Source organism: Nitrospiraceae bacterium (genome assembly GCA_035623075.1).
Lineage (GTDB): Bacteria > Nitrospirota > Nitrospiria > Nitrospirales > Nitrospiraceae > DASPUC01.
Map to the genome: position 1 here is coordinate 1 of DASPUC010000048.1, position 18,387 is coordinate 18,387.

Annotated in this window: 22 protein-coding genes and 1 tRNA gene; 8 read left to right on the forward strand and 15 right to left on the reverse strand. The window is 56.1% G+C overall.

Annotated elements, in window-relative coordinates; all coding sequences use genetic code 11:
* Positions 1 to 185 precede the first annotated feature (185 nt).
* Positions 186 to 263 (reverse strand) — tRNA-Glu (locus VEI50_13990).
* A gap of 161 nt (positions 264 to 424) precedes the next feature.
* Between VEI50_13990 and VEI50_13995 the strand changes: the two genes are divergently transcribed.
* Together VEI50_13995 and VEI50_14000 are read left to right on the forward strand one after the other, a co-directional pair.
* A complete protein-coding gene (locus VEI50_13995) occupies positions 425 to 913 on the forward strand; it encodes a hypothetical protein (protein HXX76235.1) in 489 nt (162 codons plus the stop codon).
* A gap of 86 nt (positions 914 to 999) precedes the next feature.
* Positions 1,000 to 1,482 carry a hypothetical protein gene (locus VEI50_14000; GenBank protein HXX76236.1) on the forward strand — a complete coding sequence of 161 codons (483 nt, stop codon included), beginning with the start codon at positions 1,000 to 1,002 and terminating at the stop codon, positions 1,480 to 1,482.
* Between the two features lie 290 nt (positions 1,483 to 1,772).
* Here the strand turns inward: VEI50_14000 and VEI50_14005 are convergent, their stop codons facing one another.
* The 4 genes from VEI50_14005 to VEI50_14020 form a co-directional block, all read right to left on the reverse strand.
* The gene (locus VEI50_14005) at positions 1,773 to 2,471 is read right to left on the reverse strand and encodes a MarR family winged helix-turn-helix transcriptional regulator (GenBank protein ID HXX76237.1); all 699 of its coding nucleotides are present in this window, start codon (positions 2,469 to 2,471) and stop codon (positions 1,773 to 1,775) included.
* A 380-nt stretch (positions 2,472 to 2,851) separates the two neighbouring features.
* Positions 2,852 to 3,295: a hypothetical protein gene (locus VEI50_14010; protein HXX76238.1), complete on the reverse strand. Its 444-nt coding sequence runs from the start codon at positions 3,293 to 3,295 to the stop codon at positions 2,852 to 2,854.
* A 194-nt stretch (positions 3,296 to 3,489) separates the two neighbouring features.
* Positions 3,490 to 3,867: a response regulator gene (locus VEI50_14015; GenBank protein HXX76239.1), complete on the reverse strand. Its 378-nt coding sequence runs from the start codon at positions 3,865 to 3,867 to the stop codon at positions 3,490 to 3,492.
* Positions 3,868 to 4,070: 203 nt separating this feature from the next.
* Positions 4,071 to 4,538, reverse strand: a complete 468-nt coding sequence (locus VEI50_14020) for a hypothetical protein (GenBank protein HXX76240.1) — start codon at positions 4,536 to 4,538, stop codon at positions 4,071 to 4,073.
* A 329-nt stretch (positions 4,539 to 4,867) separates the two neighbouring features.
* On the opposite strand from VEI50_14020, the gene VEI50_14025 reads away from it, so the two are divergent.
* The 3 genes from VEI50_14025 (at position 4,868) to VEI50_14035 (ending at position 7,552) form a co-directional block, all read left to right on the forward strand.
* Complete coding sequence (locus VEI50_14025; GenBank protein HXX76241.1) at positions 4,868 to 5,944, forward strand: hypothetical protein; 1,077 nt, start codon at positions 4,868 to 4,870, stop codon at positions 5,942 to 5,944.
* Positions 5,922 to 6,704 (forward strand): hypothetical protein, encoded by a 783-nt coding sequence (locus VEI50_14030; GenBank protein HXX76242.1) that lies wholly within the window; start codon positions 5,922 to 5,924, stop codon positions 6,702 to 6,704. Before VEI50_14025 ends, VEI50_14030 begins: the two co-directional genes overlap by 23 nt.
* A gap of 134 nt (positions 6,705 to 6,838) precedes the next feature.
* Positions 6,839 to 7,552 carry an FHA domain-containing protein gene (locus VEI50_14035; protein HXX76243.1) on the forward strand — a complete coding sequence of 238 codons (714 nt, stop codon included), beginning with the start codon at positions 6,839 to 6,841 and terminating at the stop codon, positions 7,550 to 7,552.
* A 147-nt stretch (positions 7,553 to 7,699) separates the two neighbouring features.
* Here the strand turns inward: VEI50_14035 and VEI50_14040 are convergent, their stop codons facing one another.
* From VEI50_14040 to VEI50_14050, 3 genes are all read right to left on the reverse strand, one after another.
* A complete protein-coding gene (locus tag VEI50_14040) occupies positions 7,700 to 8,326 on the reverse strand; it encodes a hypothetical protein (GenBank protein ID HXX76244.1) in 627 nt (208 codons plus the stop codon).
* A gap of 22 nt (positions 8,327 to 8,348) precedes the next feature.
* The gene (locus tag VEI50_14045) at positions 8,349 to 8,729 is read right to left on the reverse strand and encodes a cysteine rich repeat-containing protein (protein HXX76245.1); all 381 of its coding nucleotides are present in this window, start codon (positions 8,727 to 8,729) and stop codon (positions 8,349 to 8,351) included.
* 318 nt (positions 8,730 to 9,047) lie between these two features.
* Positions 9,048 to 10,190 (reverse strand): efflux RND transporter periplasmic adaptor subunit, encoded by a 1,143-nt coding sequence (locus VEI50_14050; GenBank protein HXX76246.1) that lies wholly within the window; start codon positions 10,188 to 10,190, stop codon positions 9,048 to 9,050.
* Between the two features lie 553 nt (positions 10,191 to 10,743).
* Here VEI50_14050 and VEI50_14055 point away from each other — a divergent pair.
* Entirely contained in the window at positions 10,744 to 11,202 is a 459-nt protein-coding gene (locus VEI50_14055) for a hypothetical protein (protein HXX76247.1), read from the forward strand.
* A gap of 504 nt (positions 11,203 to 11,706) precedes the next feature.
* Here the strand turns inward: VEI50_14055 and VEI50_14060 are convergent.
* The 5 genes from VEI50_14060 to VEI50_14080 all read right to left on the reverse strand — a co-directional run bounded on the left by VEI50_14060 (position 11,707) and on the right by VEI50_14080 (position 14,239).
* Positions 11,707 to 11,976 (reverse strand): TMEM165/GDT1 family protein, encoded by a 270-nt coding sequence (locus VEI50_14060; protein ID HXX76248.1) that lies wholly within the window; start codon positions 11,974 to 11,976, stop codon positions 11,707 to 11,709.
* Positions 11,973 to 13,130 carry a bile acid:sodium symporter gene (locus VEI50_14065; protein HXX76249.1) on the reverse strand — a complete coding sequence of 386 codons (1,158 nt, stop codon included), beginning with the start codon at positions 13,128 to 13,130 and terminating at the stop codon, positions 11,973 to 11,975. Before VEI50_14065 ends, VEI50_14060 begins: the two co-directional genes overlap by 4 nt.
* Before the next feature lie 352 nt (positions 13,131 to 13,482).
* On the reverse strand, positions 13,483 to 13,605 hold the full coding sequence (locus VEI50_14070) for a hypothetical protein (protein HXX76250.1): 123 nt from the start codon (positions 13,603 to 13,605) through the stop codon (positions 13,483 to 13,485).
* A gap of 2 nt (positions 13,606 to 13,607) precedes the next feature.
* The gene (locus VEI50_14075) at positions 13,608 to 14,033 is read right to left on the reverse strand and encodes a DeoR family transcriptional regulator (protein ID HXX76251.1); all 426 of its coding nucleotides are present in this window, start codon (positions 14,031 to 14,033) and stop codon (positions 13,608 to 13,610) included.
* The gene (locus VEI50_14080) at positions 14,030 to 14,239 is read right to left on the reverse strand and encodes a helix-turn-helix domain-containing protein (protein ID HXX76252.1); all 210 of its coding nucleotides are present in this window, start codon (positions 14,237 to 14,239) and stop codon (positions 14,030 to 14,032) included. Before VEI50_14080 ends, VEI50_14075 begins: the two co-directional genes overlap by 4 nt.
* Before the next feature lie 109 nt (positions 14,240 to 14,348).
* Between VEI50_14080 and VEI50_14085 the strand changes: the two genes are divergently transcribed.
* Both VEI50_14085 and VEI50_14090 read left to right on the forward strand, forming a co-directional pair.
* The gene (locus VEI50_14085; protein ID HXX76253.1) at positions 14,349 to 15,209 is read left to right on the forward strand and encodes a hypothetical protein; all 861 of its coding nucleotides are present in this window, start codon (positions 14,349 to 14,351) and stop codon (positions 15,207 to 15,209) included.
* Positions 15,210 to 15,263: 54 nt separating this feature from the next.
* A complete protein-coding gene (locus VEI50_14090) occupies positions 15,264 to 16,517 on the forward strand; it encodes a site-specific integrase (protein ID HXX76254.1) in 1,254 nt (417 codons plus the stop codon).
* Between the two features lie 91 nt (positions 16,518 to 16,608).
* On the opposite strand, the gene VEI50_14095 is transcribed toward VEI50_14090, so the two are convergent.
* Both VEI50_14095 and VEI50_14100 read right to left on the reverse strand, forming a co-directional pair.
* Positions 16,609 to 17,118, reverse strand: a complete 510-nt coding sequence (locus VEI50_14095) for a hypothetical protein (GenBank protein ID HXX76255.1) — start codon at positions 17,116 to 17,118, stop codon at positions 16,609 to 16,611.
* Positions 17,119 to 17,253: 135 nt separating this feature from the next.
* Positions 17,254 to 18,387 (reverse strand): efflux transporter outer membrane subunit (locus tag VEI50_14100; protein ID HXX76256.1); only part of this gene is annotated, 1,134 nt, incomplete at its 5' end.

An 18,387-nucleotide genomic window follows, 5' to 3' on the forward strand; every position in this document is an offset into this window, starting at 1 on the left:
GCCCAGCTCAAACGATATTCAGACAGGTCCCATACAACTCACGTCCATACCGGTCGTCCGTAGTGTAGATACAATGGCTATTCACTCGTGCAGGAAAGGTGCGGAAGAGCTGACCTGCCTCTATAAACCAGGGCATTTCGAGGGCTGCTCGATCAATGCGGAGAATGCGGCTCTACGCAGTTTCGTGGTGTCCCCAACGGGATTCGAACCCGTGTTGCCGGCTTGAAAGGCCGGCGTCCTAGGCCAGGCTAGACGATGGGGACAAGGCGAGGTCTCGCGCGATAGGGGGGACTCTTACCACATTTCCGGTTGATGTGTCACTAGAGCGTGCTCTCTGCTTCCCCGTCGCCTTTCTTCCTGTAATAGGGTAGGATGAACCAAAGTTGGAAGATTGGGTGCTCCACAAATCCGAAGGAGAATTCGCATGAAGAGGCCACGCAATCTAGCCGTTACCATGATGTGTTTGGCGCTAGGAACACTTGTCTATGGGGGGTGCGCCCACGATACGTATCAAGAACGAGCAGACCTGATAAAAGACCACTCCGAAGCCTTTTATGGGCATCTCAAAGCCAACCAAGTCGAAGCGGCTATCCATGAGAATGAACAGATCGAAGGGATGGCATCGCAAATGGGTGAGACTGTTCGCAAACGTGCCGCTCGGGAAGGGACGACACAAGTCGAGCGCGAGTTTGCCTTGATGAAGACCGCCAATGAAGCAGCCGCTACCAACTGGCTGGCGTTGGGCCAATACTTCTCGATCAAGAAGCAGTATCCGCAAGCTCGGTCAACTTATCAACGGATCATCGACACATACACAAGTCCATCGGAACGACCCTACCGCGAGCAGGCCCAACGGGCGTTACGAGACGTGGACCTTCTCAGTCCAACCACCGCCATCTCACCGAAACCGTGAATAGACCTTCCCTTGTCTTGAAGTGGATTGGTTCGATCATCTGTTGTCTTAGCCTGTTCAATGCTGGCTGCGCGCACAAGATCCACGTGGCACCGAGCCCGCCGACCGTGGCGGAGACTCCCATACCAAGCTCCGTTCAAGTGATTGTCCCATTCCTCGCGCTGAAAGGTGCCGACCACATGCCGGGGATCGCATTGCTTCAGTGGCCGGCGAAAGATCTTCGCGCCGCTGCGATCGGTTATATTCAACAACGGCGAACCTTTGATGCTGCAGGAGACGCTCCTGGCGACCTCGCTCTAATCATGAAAGCGTGGCTGACCATGCTTTCCCGATGGGAGTATCGGTATATTCTCCGCCTGGAAACAGAGATTGGTCCGGCAGATCGGCCAGCTGTCAAATCCTATGTCGTCGAGAAGGAAGCCGTGGGATCGAGTGTCCGATGGATAACGGCTTCTGATCAGGATCCTATTGCTCAGGTTGTGCAGACCGCCTTCGACGATCTCTTCACCCAAATCGAAGCTGATTACGCCCTCTATCGGACGACCAAAAGCACGGAGGGGAAAAATTAGGATGAATGACGACGCGGGCTCAACAGAAGGGTGATCAGCGTACCAAGAGCAAACCCTGCGATGAATATCGAGGAGACCGCCCAACGAAAGGACGCTAGGTTTGTAGAACGATGCCGCTGCCATAACTCTCGACTCAGATCCGGCCCATGAGATTCACCGCCCAACCATTCGTCAGATGGTGCATTTGCACTCCGGCTTGTGAACCGTCCTGCAGTGTGTTGTTCCGCCATGATCCACCCTTCATAACAAAAGGCCTGGGATACGAATACCCTCGACGCACGGGCCAGCCACTAAGCGATGCGAGAATTGGAAAACGCCGCCCAGGCAGCATCAGCCTGCCCCTTCGGCGCCGACTCATACTCGGGGCAATTCGTACGGAGTGTCATGTCACCGAGCGGGGCATTGACGTAGTCGCAATGATGCGGCTTGGCAGGATCATCGTAACGGTTGGGTCTGAAATAGCGGCAGGACACACACATTCGCACAACCGAAATTTCCCCTTGATCCTGAAGAGACTTGATGAGCTTGATCAAGGCCGTGAGCATGGATGCTTGTTCCCGCGGTGACAGCGTTGCCGTGGCCGTGATGAGCGCACTAGGTTTCTGTGGGTTTCCCGAACCGGCACGAAGTCCCTTCGCAGAAAGTTCGACCGTCACGACGCGCCCATCGCTCTTCGAGCGTCGACGACGAACCAGCCGCTTCCGTTCAAGAGTTGCCACGGCTTCCGACGCGGTTGGGAGCCTCACGGCCAATTCCTCCGCAATCTGTGAGACTTGTGCAACATGCTTCGGCTGAGACTGCAGAACAGCCAAGACTTGCCGCTGCAATGGCCCAAGACCCGATCGCCCCTCGCGCCGCCAGGTCCGACTTTTCATGGCAAGCCCAATCCGTTCCAACCCAGCGACGAGTTGGGTCATGACGGGCTCGACGGGCTTAGGATTCAACAGCGTGATCGGTTTGGAATGATGTACGGTGCCGGCCTCGGCCATACGAAGCTCTCCAAATGGAAGCATTTCACTTTAGATCATCCCTCGCATTCCCGTCAAGGTTCGCCGCGATGACGGCAAAAGCCTTGTCGGTAAAAATACCACGGTAGATGGTGAGCCGCCTGGGACTCGAACCCAGGGCCCTCGCCTTAAAAGATCGATCAAATCGCATTTACCAGCGGCTTGATTTTGCGAAGGTTTCCCCGTTTTTCTTTACGAATCACTGTCTTTCCACGTTTCTACTGAATCCATAGATTCGGATAGATTCCATTGGTTGCGTAGATTTTTAGCACAAATTTAGCACAGCATTTAGGGATCAAGAATCACAAGAACCAATGTCTATTCCTTGATCGTCCACGATTTTGTCGTCACCGTCCTCTGCCTCAGCACACATCGGAGAGATAGAGATAGTACCGGCCAGGCGACTCCATTCCCCACGCCGTCGCCAGGGCGTGGCAGGTGAGTGCACGAATGGCCTCGGCTTCATGATTCATAGCTGTGACCGCTGTGCCGCTCCACGCGATTACCCCCGTCTCCACCTGAACAGCCTCGACCGTTACCAGCGACACCGATGAATCCACCGTATAGGATACAACCAAGTCAGCCCCTAGCATCCGCCCGAGATGCACCGTTTCATCATCCGCTTGGGTGAGCCGAAATCGCTGCTCATTCTGGATCGTCGTGCGGGCCATCGTGAGCATGACCACCCCGCGTTTCTCTAGCCAGGTGGCTATCTCGGAATGTACCACCCGCATGAGAGGATATTGTGCTTCGCTCGGCACCCGATCATCAATCAACGCCTTGATGTTCGTGAGAGGCGGTACCACCTGTGCCCATCGGTTTTGACGACCCAGCCCGAGTTGTAGGGCAGGAGAGAACAGCCGGAGAGGACGAGGCAGAAGAATACGATGGTTCCCCGTAAGAGGGAGCAGAGGCAGTTCATGCTTGTGTCCGGCGTGATGCTCGCGAGACAACGCATTTTACCGTCTTTTCATCCACTCACACTAGTCTTCTCGGGAGCTTAGGACTGTCTGGCGAGCACCTGCTGAAGGCTCGTGATCAACTCATCGACGTTGATGGGTTTTTGCACATAGCCGGCCGCACCCAGCCGCTGCGCCCTCTCCTCGGCTTCCTTCCGATCCCGTCCCGTGACCACGATCACGGGAATGGCGCTCAGCATGGTGTTGCTTTTCAATCGTTCCAGGACATAGAACCCATCCCCGCCTGGCAACCCAAGGTCGAGGAGGATAGCCTCCGGTTGCTGGTGCCGGGCCGCACTGATCGCCTGCATCCCATCAGCCGCCCACACGGGATAGTAGTCATGGGACTTGAGGGCCGTGCTCAGCAGGTGCCAACTATCGACGCCATCATCTATCACGAGAACTTTGGGTTTCATCATTAAGGATCACCTCTGCTTACGTTGCTCTTCTTTCCTCGAGGTCAAAACCAGTTCACGATCGTGAGAGTCTGTTGTTTTTACTATTGCGAGAAGGATGCGGAAATACCTTCTCTCTATGAAATTGCCTGAGTCGAAATGAAAAAGCGTGGAGCGCGTTGAGATGCCCCACGCCTTGTTGTTGGGATCACCTGTGAGTCAATAGCTTACCGACGGCGGCCGGTCCGTTGCGCACGATCGCTCTGGACATCTCGACGGTCTGCCCGCATGTCCTGGCGATCCTGCTGAATATCTCGTCGATCCTCACGCCGGTCTTGGCGGTCGGCTCTCAGGTCTCGACGATCCCCTCGCAGATCTTGACGGTCGGTCCGGAGGTTTTGGCGGTCCTGTTGCAGTTGCCCAGCACTCGCTCCTGAGCGTTCATCCTGCTGAAACTGTTGCCGATCATGACGGAGGGCTCCTTCGTCCTGCCGAATGTCTTGTCTGTCTGTTCGCACATCGCGGTTGTCTTGTCGGAGGTCACGACGGTCCTGTCGAAGGTCACGCCGATCTTGACGCAAGTCCTGGCGATCTTGGGCGCCGTCGCTGCCTGGGACGCCACTCTGGGCGTAGACAGACCCACTTCCCAACAGCGTCACCACCATCGCGATCTGTAGCATTTTCGAGTACGCCATGGTCGCTCCTTTCCTTGAGCTAATGAATTACTTGGCTCTCGTCGATTAGGAGAAGTGTAGCAAATGTCTCAATTCCTGCTCAGATTGCCAAGTCATTGAATTACTTTGAGAGTTCGAGGCCTTGCGAGGTCGTCTGTTTTGGTGCTTCTGAACATCACAGGAGGGCTCATGATGACCACGCCCGTCTCCTTACTCTTTGGACTCTTTCTCATCTGCTACCTTTAGATAAGGAGGCCTCGTTAAAACCATCACGGTTTATCCACCTGGCTTCAGGTGAAGGTGACGAATTCAACACACCGGCCGACCCTCTTGAGTGCGAAGGAGCAGCTATGAAGAACCATCGGGCGCATGTGAATCTTTCACAGGGGTTCTGGGCTCTCACCATTCTTCTGCTGGTATCCGGATGCCTGTTAAATCTTTCTCTGGAACCTGCCGCTGCCGAAATGCGCACCGTGACAGCCAGTGGGGAATATCGGCTAGGGGATCGGGATACCCGTAAAGATGGGATTAGTCTAGCATCCGAGGCGGCGAAGAAGAACGCGCTCGAACAAGTTGCGACCTATCTCGAAAGTGTGACCGAGGTCAAAGATCTGAATGTGACCAGAGACGAGATCCGCACTTATACCGCTGGGATGGTGCTCGTCATTAATCAGCAGGTCAATTTCCGTTATGAAGGGCAGACGCTGATCATTCACGTTGATTTGACTGCCAAGGTAGATCCCGCCGAAGTAGCTCAGGCCATCGCCGCATTGCGGAAAAATCAGGACGCACAGCATGAGCTGACGGCCCTTCGAGCTGAGGTCGATAAACTGCAGCAGCAAGTCGATGCAACTAACCAAGCGCTAGCGACCGCTGCGTCACCTGACCAAGTCCAAGCACTCACTCAGCAACGCCAGCAGCTCTTCGATCAAGTGCAATCAGACGCTTTGCTTTCCCAAGCCTGGACAGACTGGGCCCTGGTCAGTCCGACGGTCGGCGTCACGCCCTGGGTTGGGTTGTGGCAAGTGCGAGGATTAGTGGCCCAGGCTGCGTATCTCACGCCCATGAGTCCTCATCTCCAGGTGGTTCAGCGGGCGATCAATTGGAGGGTCGTTCCACCTGGGATGCCTGCCACACCCCCCGTGTTACCTCAACAGCCTCCAAGCCATCAGCCCAGTTTACCCACTCAGGGGGGACAGCCTCCCTCATTGAATGGGTCCATACCAGCGCAGCACCAACCATTTCAATCTCGAGTGGTGCCCTCTCCGTCACGGCATTCGCTTCCACCATCGCTTCGCCACTTTCATCAGCTGCCTCCCACGCTGCACCAAATACATCCTTCGCCACATCCACACATGGCTCGGATGCCGTTTCGGCTGTCACAACATTCTGCAGAGGTACGTCATGTTGAGGGACACCGCCGATAGCGGGGGGCTTCGTCGAGAGCGCCGTCGTATGGAGTATCAAAAGGTCGTGCGAGCAGTTCTGGCGGGGACCCTGTCACTGCTAATGGAGGTGGCTGTTGTTCATGCAGGCTCTGCTGAAGAGGATAAGCACGGCACCCATGAGATGGAGGGGGACCATCAGCACGAAATGGCTGCGGTCGAGTCCATGACTCCACGACACCAGCACACGGGCCCTCACATGAAGTGGACCACGCTCAGGCCTCCCACTCCCGATGATACGAGCCGAGCCGAACAGATCGTTCACACCCTGCGAGAGGTCTTGGTCAAGTACAGAGATTATCGCGTGGCCCTGAAGGAGGGGTTCGTGCCATTCCATCCAGACATTCCGGCGCTTCACTATCACTTCACCAGTAAAGCAAACGGATTCAAGGCCGCATTCACCTTCGACCCAGCCTTCCCTACCGCGCTCCTCTACAAAAAGACTGGGAACGACTACGAATTGGAAGGAGCCATGTACACGGCCCCGAAGAGGATGAGCGAGGAGTGGTTGAATGAACGGATACCCCTCAGCGTGGCGCAATGGCATGCGCACGTGAATATCTGTCTCCCGCCGGAAGGGATTAACCGCAGGATGGATTGGACCAAGTTTGGCTTTAAAGGCTCTCTAGCGACGGAGCAGGAATGCCAACAAGCAGGAGGAAACTTCTTTCCTCAAATCTATGGCTGGATGCTGCACGTGTATCCGTTTGAGCAGAGTCAGGAGAAAATCTGGACCCATTGATCTCTAGTGACAAGACCACGGTGGCCGTCATGGCGCTCGGCGTCGACTACACCAAGGCATTCACCGACGGGCAGAATTGAGTGCGCTCGAAGAAGTCGCCGGTACGTTGTTTCCATTGTTGAAGGAGGAAAATCATGCTCGACGTCCTGCCGAAATATCCAAAGCTGATCATCAAATTGCATGGGGCGGAGGCGAAAGAGATCGAGCTCACACAACCGGAGTTTACGATCGGTCGGCACCATCGGAACGACCTTGTGGTCGAAGATCCGGCGGTCTCCGGACACCATGCCCGAATTGTCAAAATTCATGCCGTCTATTTCCTTGAAGATCTGGGAAGTACCAATGGCACGTTTGTCAACGGAGCGAAGATCGATCGACAGCAACTGAAGGACACCGACCTGGTCAAGTTCGGGAAACATCACTTGATCTTCCGAGATGAGAGCGAGATGGCGCTGAGACCGGAATCCCATTCAGTCAGCGAGATGGACAAGACGATGGTGGCGACCGGTTCCATACGAAATGGACGTGGGTCCGCGCCTCAGCAGGTCGGGATGATCCAAGTGCTGTCAGGCCGGACCGATCAGAGTGAGTATGAACTCACCAAGCACCTGACGAGCATCGGGGCGCAGGACGGCGCCACCATCAAACTAACCGGTTGGTTCGCTCCGATGACGGCGGCTATCATCGGCCGTCGCGGACCACAGTATTACATCGTTCCGACTGGAGCCGGGAAGACCATTCAGGTGAACAACACAGTCGTGACGGATCAGGTGGATTTGAAGGACGGAGACCTCTTACACGTCGGACGCGTGAAAATGTATTTTTCCTTAAAGACGCTTGCCAAGTGAAAGGGGCATTCTCGATCAGAGTGATCAATCCCCAGCTGTAGACGGCTCTCGCAATGATCGGGGCAGATAGTGGACTAGCACTTAAAAGGACAACCAACCGAAATGTGATTGCTCAACCCGGCATTGTCCTCTTCCTCGGATTTCACGTCAGTTCGTCGTGAGTTGGTCGAGCGCCTGATAACAGTCATGTGACAACTCTCGGTAGTGGTCTTCCAAGCACTGATAGATGTGTCCACGACCAAGCTTGTCGCCGACGCAAAATTTCCGCACGTCGCCCACACACAACACGTTCACTCGTTGCTGGGCTACTCGTTTGATCACGGCCTGTTCCTCGACTTGCTGCTGGCACGGGAGCGACAGCTGGCTTTCCCGCTCTCGATAGCAGCGCTTCAGCCGTCCCCCACCCGGTTGCACATCACTACAGAGTTGTTTGAGTTCCATTTTGCAACTCAGTGACAGGCCCCGATGTTCGTGGGCCTCCTCCGGTAAGGTCAGCTGATGAGAGGGCTCGATGGTCCGAACGGGGACGCTCTCAGTTGAAGGCGCGCTGGCGAGAGGTGCTGCCGGGATCGTAGAAACAGGAGGCGGTGGGTTAGCGACTTCGGGAACCGCAGCAACCTGGTCCGTGGTCGAGCCAGGAGCCTGGGTCTCCTGTTGAAGGGTCGTGGTGAGTTGACCATAAATGAAATGCCAGACCAGGCCGAGAACGAGGCCAGTGATGAGCAGTGTGAGCAGCGTCGCGCGGAACTGCGAAGGAGGAGCTGGTGATGGCATCCGTAGACTTTCTAACTAGGCATCACTGCGCTCCTTTTTTTTGGCGTTCAGCTCGCTTTTCCAGCAGATCGTAGCATTCATCCGATATTTCTTTGGAATGGTCTTCAAGGCATTCGACGATGCGCCCTCCGCCCGGCTTCACCTGCGCACAAAAGTTTTTCACGTCGGCCGCGCAGGCCTGGCGCATGTGCTGCATCGCTTCCGTGCTGCGGCCACCTCGTTGTTGGCCTGGCTGATTGGGACTAGGTCCGACGGGAGATGGGGGAGAAGACGCGGAGTCAGGCTCTGATGGTGCAGCCCCGGTCTCCCAGGTCATGAGGAACAATCCCATGGTGACGGCCACGCCGAACACGAGTATGCACCGCGTGAGAGATTGCCAATCTGCCGAGGAGTGACTGACCATCGGACACCTCCTATAAGGATGACGGAATGTGACAAGAGCACCTCGCAGTCGAGTATAACGTGGAAGCGGCCCTACAGTAATACTATTTTGTTACCTGGATACAAATTGAACATGTGACCTGCGGATCAGGAAACCGTGTCCCTGACTCTACTCCAGCCAAAGATCGACATGTTGCCAAACCTTAGCTGGCCTAGGTCTGAGGAGGCTGAAGGAGGACTCAAGAAACGGCTACGTTACCTGGAGCGGAAATTTATCGCGAAGAGAGTCCCGAGCCAAACCAGACCTCAGGCAATGTTCTCACCACTGGCTGGGGACCCGTTAGGAATGGGGTTCTGCTGTCTGCTGAAAGGCTGCACCTCTGGCGACGATGTGCTCTCCCGCCGTGAGGCCTTCGAGGACTCTGACTTGGTCGATACTGACCGGCTGGACCTTGATCTCACGTGGCACAAAGCGCCCCGGGGTTGCTTCCACATACACCCGGCTCGCGCCATCCACCACAAGCACAGCCTCCTGAGGAATGAGGATGAACGATGTCTTGTTGCCCATCGGAATGGTCAGCCTCGCGAACATCTCGGGCTTGAGCTTTCGCTCCCCATTACTGATCCCAGCTCGCACCTTAATGGTCCGGGTGATTGGATCCACCACGTCACCGATGCGAGCAATCACCGCGGGAAACCGCTCGCCAGGCCAGGCCTCCACCGTGGCCGTGGCTTCCTGTCCCACGGTGATCAAGGCAAGGTCTCGCTCATAGACGTCGACAACGGCTTGCAAGTGATCGAGGTCCGCGACCGTAAACAGCACTTGCGCCGGCTCATTCCCCACCAATTGTCCGGGCGTCACGCTCCGTTCTACGACAGTTCCGGTCAGCGGACTTTTCAATTCGAAGCGAGAATTGATGGTTTGCTCTTCCAGCGGTTTATCCAGCTCCGCGGCGGGGACTCGCAGAGTGAGAAGTCGTTCTTTCGCTTGTCGGAATTCGGCCTTCTCGCGCGTAAAATCATTTTCCGCCTGCTTCAGTTCCTTGAGGGGCACCGCCTTGTCCTGGAAGAGGTCCAGCGCCAACTCATAGTTCCGCTTGGCCAACGCGAGTTCCGATATTTCCTTCACATAGTCGGAGTACGCCGTGGCGATATCCGGCGCATCCATAACCAGCAACACGTCCCCCGATTTCACCGGTTGTCCCAGTTTCACCCGGACCTCCAGCACGCGCCCTGCCAGCGGGGACGATACCTTGGCAAACATATTCTCCGCAAAGGTCAGGCGCGCTGACAACGTCAGGCTCGCGGCGGCGGGACTTGCCGTCACCAGCATGGTCTCGATCGGAGGTGCACTCCTCGCCGGCAAGGAACTCGACGACGCCTTGTCCGCCACGGTGCTCGGGGTATCTGGTCCGCCGCAGGCGAGCGAGAAAGTACACCATACGATGGACAGGACACCCAGCCCCACAACGTTGGGATTCACGCGATCCTCCACATTTAATGGTTTATTCTATGACATCCATGAAGAACGCAGCAAGGGAGATGGGAGATTGAGTCGAGGAGCCGTTGCGCCTCGAGACTCGCTATGCGTATCGTTTCTTTCTGACTCCGACATTCATGAGCGTGATTACTCCCGACCCGCGGTTTAGGAAACCGTGGCCCGGACCCTCCTCCAGCCTACTCAGGCTCACTCACGGCCTCTGAAGACCCGAGGTGGATCGGTCTATCACGCCCTTGGTGAATGTGTGACGCGATGACACGGAATCAGATAGGAAAGATACAAACGGACTCCCTCCTTAAAGATTGGCTATGACAGTGGCCCTTCCGCGGTCTCCTGGGTGACAGGAAGATTCTGTTTCGCTCTGTACGATCTGTGCGAGATCGCTCAAATTGACCACGGCTGCAAGCAAAACCGCATTGATTTTTCATTTTGTCTTTCCGTGGCACAGCACTTGTCTATTTATAGAATCCTGACCATTTGACGATGGGGTCAAACACAACCTTATCAACCGGTCCAAATCAATAGGAGGTAAGCCATGCGTGGAGCCATCACTTCCGGAAAGCTCGTTGTCATGGGCGTCGTGGTCTTTGGACTCAGTGGAATAGGGTGGGCCCAGACCAACTCTGACAAAGCGACCGCGAGCCCGGAATCGGTTCACATTCAGGCGTTAGCCCAGGCGTTTCAGGTGTCCCCTCAAGCAGTAGAGGCGCTGTGGGCGAAACATGCCGCAAAGGGAGGGCAGGCCTGGGACACCGTTGCCTCTCACCTGACTCAGGCACAGCCGGCTACCTACACGGAACCGGTGGCCTTTCCTCGCCATGCGGTCCAGGTTCACGCCTTAGCCCAGACGTTTCAGGTCTCGCATCAAGCAGTAGAGGCGCTATGGGCGAAACATGCCGCAAAGGGAGGGCAGGCCTGGGACACCGTTGCTATGCAACTGGTTGAAGCACAGGCGTCTCGCCAGACCGGCGAGATCGTCGCCTCAACTAACTAATGAGCTTTGATAATGGCTTAAGCGAGTAAGAACTGTGCGAGCGCAATCGAGGCCGATCCAAGGACCATTCGCCTGTCTGGCTGATTGGCATTGGTTGATGTCTGCCAATCGATCCAGACACGGCGAATCAGCATTCACCCTGCACGGCACTGGAGCGGATTGGCTTTGTCGGCTTTCGATTCCATAGGCTGTGGCACACCGCTGCGACACAGCTGTGCCCAATTGACCTGCCCCCCAGTGGTTGTCGCAGTCTGAATGTCCTTCAGGCACAACGCCCTCCCAATTCTGAATTAAGACAACAGAAAGCACGATCTGGGAGGCTGCGGCTCGCAGATTCGCGGACTATTCGACGGAAGTCGGTAGCCTCATAGGATTCTGATAACGAACGGACCAAAAACCTCAGTGATTTGTGTGCCCAATTGTGTTGAAAAGCTTGATGATTCGTCGCTCTCTGTCGATGGTGAAAAAACAACTCTTTTTGAACCCGAGTTTTTCTCCTTCGCACTAGGCTCTTGAGTCGATAAGTGTCCAAATACCGATCGCAATGAAGCCAACACCAGCAGTCAATTTTAGGATGCGAGGCGGGATGTAGGCAGAGAGCTGGGAACCGACCAAGACCGCGATGAAGCTGGAGAGTACGAGGGCGCCTGCTGACGCAATAAAGACTCCCACTTTGCTCGTGTTCTGCTCGGCAGCAAACAAGAGCGTTGCCAATTGGGTCTTATCCCCCAGTTCGGCGAAAAACACGGTGACGAAGATTGGCCAAAGACTCATTTCTTGGGCTCTCCTTTTTCGGCTGTAGTAAACGGTCGCGTGTAGGGACCTAAGTTTGACTTCTGCATGTTACTTACTTCTGCGCTAGATTTGTGATCGCCACTGGGTCGGTCTCTCATTTCATGTACCCCTCCAGCCACCAGATGCTGAACCAGGTTGTAAAAAATGATCGGGACCATGACTCGTGGATACGAGACGAGCACGAGAGAGGCCAGGACCAGCCCGGTTCCATTGTTACTCATCCCCAATCCGTACATGAGGGAGACACGTTCCGCCTCATCGACCTTGAAGAGCCGGCTCAGCCCATAGCCGGATGCAAACGCTGTGATGCAGAGACCCGTGGTGATCGCCAACGTCACTGCCAAGAAGTCGAAATCGCGGTCCGCCACGGCCCGAGGGAGGGAAACTGATCCATTGGAGTAGTTCAACAGCAATAATACGGCGGAATTGATGAGCTTGATGAAGGGCATAACGGCACCGAGCCGCGCTTCAGGTACTGCGAACCGCACACCGAGACCGAGCACCGATGGCAAGACGATCCAGAGGCCCAAGAACGCCCCTGATCCATACGCGGCAAGGTCGTGGATGATGGCCTCATATTCCTCCGAGGCCATCTCCCCGAACACATACAGAGCCATGGGGGTAGTTACAGGGCTGAGGATTGTGGAGAACAGGACCAATCCTAAGCTCAGTGCCAGATTCCCATTGGAGTTCTGTGCCCAGGCGGTTGAGGCGCCGGCGATCGGCATGGCGGCGACCAATGCTAGGCCGACGAGGATATGCTGTGCTTCGTCCGGCTCATACCATAGCCGCATGACAAGGGTGACGAGAAAAATGTAGCCGATGGGGATAACCAGATTGGCGGTGAGTCCGGCGAATAACACTCGCGTCTTTTTCCACAGCGATCTCAAGTGCGAAGTTTTCACCCCCAATCCCGCATTAAACATGAGCGTGGCCAGAAGGAGCAGGAGCAAGGAAATATGAAGTTTCGCGTGCGCAATGGAGAAATCGCCAAAGGTGAGATTCCTGATCCATAATCCAGCCGCCGGAAAGACGGCAGCGAAAGCATAGGCGCTGATCAAGAACCAAAGCAGATGATGGTGGATGAACTGGGACAGAGCAAGGAACGTGAATTTGCGACTACCTATACTCATTTGTTTTTGAGTCTCTCAGCCGGGGAAAACTGAATCCTGACATTCCAACGAACTACAGAATATGAATTGAAAAGGTTTTTGAACCATGTGCGGGAGAATAGCTTGGAGACAACATAAGGCTATTTTTTCATTCCCCGCGTAAGCTAGCATCACCACGAGGCTGAGTAAAGCCGCGTGAGGCGTGTAAGCTAGCTTGTCCGCTGGTGATCACCAGAATCGCCGTACAAATGCGCAATGGAAATGAAAAACATTAAGAGAAAAAGCTGGCGAGGAGCGGTATTGAGATGGTTGAGGGTCAGGGGATAATACACGGGAGATGAAGCCAGAAGAGTTTGCGCAGCGAGCCTGCGGCTTACATGTCCGTCTCAGGAGTCGGTGGCAGCCTGCGAGTTCGAGTGACGACGAGGTAGTAGAGCCCTACGAGGATCACAAGCAAGAGTATCCACCCGAGAGGTTTAATGGTCCATCCGTTCATGGTCACTCCTTCGCCAGGCAAAGAAAGCTCGCTTGGGCTTCACTGAATATCTGTCCGTGGCAGAACGGACAGTAGACCCCCGCGGCCCTTGTGAAGAACGGCGTGTCCCACACGGGTTTTAGTGCGGCCTGCGCTCTCGGGAGCTCATATGCGCACGTTGGGCAGGTGTAGTGCCCGGTTTTCTTCTCACAGCAGGGGCAATCGGGGTTCCCGCACCCGACGACCTCGAAGAAGTGCAGCCGATCCTGGCCCCTCGCGGTTAACGCATGTCCCGCGCTCGTCCGATGGAGGAGATCCTGACGAGTGAGGTACGCCAAGTATGAGCGCGCCGTAGCAGGCGAATAGTCGAACTCGGTCACGAGATCCTGTGCCCGCACACTCCCCTTGCCCCGGATCAGCCGGAGCGACAGGTGCTTACAGGTTTTCATGGCCGACCCGTTCCCTCGTCAATCGCGGGCCGGTATGAAGCGGCGATCATGGCCTCGACGGCCTCAACGGGAATCCGCACCGCTCGGCCTAATTTCACATATGGAATTCGCCGCTCGAGAATAAGTCGGCGAATCGTCGCGGGCTTCAGCCCCAGCCGAGTCGCCACTTCCGTGACGCTCAACAACTGTTTGCTCGTGACTGTCATCCAGATCTCCTGCAGCACCTGTCCACGAGGGCTTGACACAGCAGCGGAACAGGCCTAGTATTATAGATATCGTACTTTGTAATTCTATGATTACTAGGAGGACTTGTCAATGGCGTCCGTTCCGCTGACGCACCTCGCCGCTCCGTGGGAACGCTGCAAGATCAGCGTCCAGGGGGAGACCCTTGATCCGGCACCCCCCTTCCTTCCGTATAACCTCTTCGACTTCTATTTCCCCTCAGGCCACGCCCCTGACCGAAGCCAGCGCTCGCTCCCCTACGAGTTCCTGAGTGTGGACACCCCTCAAGTGGACGCGATCGTGGACTTCTGTCAGCGCTTTGGTCTTCTCCGGGTTGTGGATGACGGCAAGGGTCCGAGTATCGTGGATGCCTGTGCGGGAGACGAGACGACTCCCGAGGAGCTCGAAGAGTTTCCCCCCTGGAGTCTGGCCAGAGCGCGCCTGAACCAATATGGGGACACACCCTCGCCGCCCGGAGGCTTCCGCTCACTCACGGTGGAGGAGTTTCGAACGGCGCAAGAGCATCTCCGGAAGGCGATGAGTTGGGCGCAGGCCTGGCAGCAAGCTCGATCGCGCGAGGAGGCCCGCACCGCGCGGTTCAAGCTGCGCGAGCTGGTGAATCCCCACCTGCGCTTTGTGTATCCTCGACTGCAATGGGAGGCGAAACGGTCTCGATGGGTGACCGGGTGGGATATCCGCTCGCTCGAAGCCGCGATGTACTTAATGCTGCAGCTCGATCTCCAAGGGCCGGGCCTCATTCGCACCTGTCCGTGGGATCAGACCATTTTTCTGGGCGATGAGCGGACTCGCTACTGCTCCCTGCGTTGCCAGAATGCGCATAACGTGCAGCAATTCAGACAGCGGACGCGCCCGGAACCGTCGCATCGATCACAGGCACCGAGGCACAGGAAGTCTCAGCGGAAGCACGCGCGCAAGAGGCGCAAAAGATCATAGTATCCCGCGCTCCTCGATAACAGGAGTAGGGCAGGAAGATAGGAGACACACCTCATGGCACGCGCAGGCGGACGGGATCGGGGGATTTGTCAGCGGAAAGACCGGCCAGGCTGGTGGGTCAGGGTCTACCTGCACGGGCGTCAGCGCTGGTTCAGGTGCGACACCAAATCCCAGGCGAAGGCCCTGTATGGACGACTGAAGGCGGAGCACCGTGAAGGCAAGTTTTTCGACAAGCCGCAGGCCGTCCCCTTTCGTGAGATCGCCCAGGACTATCTACAAGCGGTTGATGCGCGGCGGCGCCGCAGGGGGGATGATTTTGCCAGGATGAATCGCTGGGTGTCGGCGTTCGGGGACCAAGACGCGGCAACGATTTCTCCTCGTCAGATTGAACAAGTCCTCGCGCAACTCCAGCTGCAGGGGAAGCAACCCGCGACGCTGGTGCGACATCTCACGGTCCTCAAGGCGGCCTTGAATCGGGCCATGCGATTAGGGGTCTTGAAGCAGAACCCTGCGGTTCGGGTAAAAGCACCCAAACCCAATAACGTGTTGGTGCGGTATCTGACCGACGACCAAGAGACTCGTCTGCTGCATCACCTGCCTCCTCATTATCAGGCTGTGGTCCTGTGCGCGCTGAATACCGGACTCCGGCAGGGTGAACTCCTGCGACTGACCTGGGCTGATGTGGATTGGAATGTGGGCGTGTTGACTGTGAATGAAACCAAGTCAGGTGAACGTCGGAGGGTGCCGATGAACTCAACAGTCGTGGGGACGCTCAGCGAGGTAAAGGCGGCGAGGACTCCACACCCACAGGACCGGATCTTTCCTCAGACAGCACGCTGTGTCCGGCGCGCGTTTGAGCGCGCTGTGCAGGCGGCACGGCTCGCCCCATTCCGATTTCATGACCTCCGGCATACGTTCGCCTCCCGATTGGCGATGCAGGGAGCCAATGATCGAACGCTTATGGCCTTGGGCGGCTGGAAATCGCCCGCGATGCTGAGCCGCTATGCGCACCTCTCCCCCACGCATCTATATCAGGCCGTCGAGGGCCTCACTCGATTGGGAACTGTAACCAAAACCGTAACCAAGAGACCTGCAAACGAGGAAAAGACGCAGAAGCTATTGGAAGATATGGTGAGCCGCCTGGGACTCGAACCCAGGGCCCTCGCCTTAAAAGATCGATCAAATCGCATTTACCAGTGGCTTGATTTTGCGAAGGTTTCCCCGTTTTTCTGGCAAAATCAACGCTTTTCTTGGTTTCTACTGATTCGATGGGATTACAACAGTTCTTCCCTTTGCGCACATTTCTAGCACAAATTTAGCACAGCAGTTTTGTAATTCGCGTATCCGATTGGGTTCTCTATTGTGAGACACACGACAAGGAGAGACCCTTCACATCCTGCTAAAAGCGAAAGCCAACACCGACAAACACCGCATCGATTCCAGGATTATGTTCCTTACTCCCCAACACATTCAGTCCAGCGGATTCTCCGTTGGAATTGTGTTGGTATCCGACAGAGGCATAATATTGCTGAATGTCGTACCTCAATGAAAGGCCGAGGTCATACGTCAGATTCGTCTGGCTTGCGTTCGAAGAGCCTGGAGAGTCTGGGCTACCAATCTTGTCCGTTGCATAGGCGAGTCCCACGTTCACCAGGATTTCATATCGGTTGAACCGAAAGCCCACGATAGCTCCTCCCGCAATCTGGGGGACATCGACACCATCAAGGAGAGCGCCTTTGGCGTAGGGGCCGACCTCCAGCATGCCGTTCCCAATGGGCTTGATCGGGAACAATCGATCAGCAAACACTTGCACATTCGTCCTGGCTCCGTGCGCGTGACAGGTCCCGCACAACCATTCTTCACCGACGCGCAATTCCACATCGGTATGGGCGACGTAGGGCTCAGCCATAGCGGTGCCTGCGCATGCTATCACTGCAATCATCATGCCCATGGCAAACAACTTCACGATGACAGTTAGAACCAAACCGTTGCGGACACTTCCATACCTGTATCACCCCCCTTGTCAACGTGCCCCACACCCCCTTCAGCGTCGTTCGGAAGGTTGTGAGATCGTTTGTGCGACCGGTTCATTCGAACGGTTCCACCATCCGCCACCCATTGCCTGGAAGAGCGCCACTGTATCAGAATATCGACTAGCCTGCGCTTGCACCCGAGTGATTAACGATTGCTGATAGGCCATCCGGGCACTGAGTAGCGCAAGATAGTTGACGTATCCCACCTGCTGCTGTTTGAGGGTTAGATCAAGCGTCACTTTGGTAGCACGCTCGGCCGCGACCGCTCCTTTGAGGCTTTCCGCATCATTCTGCAGCGCATAAAGCGTATCCGCTACGTTTTGGAAGGCCGTGAGGACGGTGCTGCGGTATTGAGCAGCCGCCTGTTCAAAGGCGGCCTCGGCCGCCCGCTTTAGATGGAGTAGGGCGCCGCCGGCAAAGAGGTTCTGCGTGAACGAGAATTCCACGTTGGCGAAGGGTTGACCCGGTCCGTACATGAACGTGATGTCGGTGCCAATCCCGCCTTTGACGGCGTTGATCCTGATCTGAGGCAACATATTGGCGATTGCGACCCCGATCTGGGCGCTGGCTGCCTGCACTTGTTGCTCGGCCGCGCGGACATCTGGGCGTTGCTCGACGAGCTTTGACGGCAGGCTCACCGGCAGCTCCTGCGGCAGATGTAGATCCGAGAGTTCGAATTTCACTGCTGGTTCGTCACTGGGGAAAAGGCCCGCCAAGGCCGTTAACAGATCGCGCGTTTGCTCGAGCTGCTTCTGCAGCGGTGGGAGCGTCTGCTGCACCTGGGCCAGGGCAGCTTCCTGAGCCGCCACATCCAGTTGTGCCACGTAACCCAGCCGGAATTGGTGTCGCACCAACTCCAGTGACTTAGTACTAATTGCGATAATCTCCTTGGTCGCCGCAATCTGGGCCCGCAAGGACGCCTCTTGCACAGCTGCAGCCACCAAGTTGGAGGTTAACGTCAGATACGTGGCTTCCAGCTGGAAGCGCTGGAATTCAGCCTGCGCCTGCAGCGATTCCACTTGCCGCCGATTGCCACCGAACACATCCGGTACAAAGCCAACCGGAAACGAGGATGTATAGAGGTTGTAATTCGTCGAGGGCGTGCTCAACAGGGGCGAGGTAGCCGGTGACGACCGGTACATGCC

What these genes read in the sequence shown, in the direction of transcription:
- VEI50_14005 (HXX76237.1), bottom strand. Translation starts at nt 2,471, where the DNA reads ATGGCCGAGGCCGGCACCGTACATCATTCCAAACCGATCACGCTGTTG.
- VEI50_14040 (HXX76244.1), bottom strand. Translation starts at nt 8,326, where the DNA reads ATGCCATCACCAGCTCCTCCTTCGCAGTTCCGCGCGACGCTGCTCACA.
- VEI50_14045 (HXX76245.1), bottom strand. Translation starts at nt 8,729, where the DNA reads ATGGTCAGTCACTCCTCGGCAGATTGGCAATCTCTCACGCGGTGCATA.
- VEI50_14025 (HXX76241.1), top strand. Translation starts at nt 4,868, where the DNA reads ATGAAGAACCATCGGGCGCATGTGAATCTTTCACAGGGGTTCTGGGCT.
- VEI50_14030 (HXX76242.1), top strand. Translation starts at nt 5,922, where the DNA reads ATGTTGAGGGACACCGCCGATAGCGGGGGGCTTCGTCGAGAGCGCCGT.
- VEI50_14035 (HXX76243.1), top strand. Translation starts at nt 6,839, where the DNA reads ATGCTCGACGTCCTGCCGAAATATCCAAAGCTGATCATCAAATTGCAT.
- VEI50_14065 (HXX76249.1), bottom strand. Translation starts at nt 13,130, where the DNA reads ATGAGTATAGGTAGTCGCAAATTCACGTTCCTTGCTCTGTCCCAGTTC.
- VEI50_14090 (HXX76254.1), top strand. Translation starts at nt 15,264, where the DNA reads ATGGCACGCGCAGGCGGACGGGATCGGGGGATTTGTCAGCGGAAAGAC.
- VEI50_14055 (HXX76247.1), top strand. Translation starts at nt 10,744, where the DNA reads ATGCGTGGAGCCATCACTTCCGGAAAGCTCGTTGTCATGGGCGTCGTG.
- VEI50_14015 (HXX76239.1), bottom strand. Translation starts at nt 3,867, where the DNA reads ATGATGAAACCCAAAGTTCTCGTGATAGATGATGGCGTCGATAGTTGG.
- VEI50_14080 (HXX76252.1), bottom strand. Translation starts at nt 14,239, where the DNA reads ATGACAGTCACGAGCAAACAGTTGTTGAGCGTCACGGAAGTGGCGACT.
- VEI50_14060 (HXX76248.1), bottom strand. Translation starts at nt 11,976, where the DNA reads ATGAGTCTTTGGCCAATCTTCGTCACCGTGTTTTTCGCCGAACTGGGG.
- VEI50_14075 (HXX76251.1), bottom strand. Translation starts at nt 14,033, where the DNA reads ATGAAAACCTGTAAGCACCTGTCGCTCCGGCTGATCCGGGGCAAGGGG.
- VEI50_14085 (HXX76253.1), top strand. Translation starts at nt 14,349, where the DNA reads ATGGCGTCCGTTCCGCTGACGCACCTCGCCGCTCCGTGGGAACGCTGC.
- VEI50_14070 (HXX76250.1), bottom strand. Translation starts at nt 13,605, where the DNA reads ATGAACGGATGGACCATTAAACCTCTCGGGTGGATACTCTTGCTTGTG.
- VEI50_13995 (HXX76235.1), top strand. Translation starts at nt 425, where the DNA reads ATGAAGAGGCCACGCAATCTAGCCGTTACCATGATGTGTTTGGCGCTA.
- VEI50_14095 (HXX76255.1), bottom strand. Translation starts at nt 17,118, where the DNA reads ATGGCTGAGCCCTACGTCGCCCATACCGATGTGGAATTGCGCGTCGGT.
- VEI50_14020 (HXX76240.1), bottom strand. Translation starts at nt 4,538, where the DNA reads ATGGCGTACTCGAAAATGCTACAGATCGCGATGGTGGTGACGCTGTTG.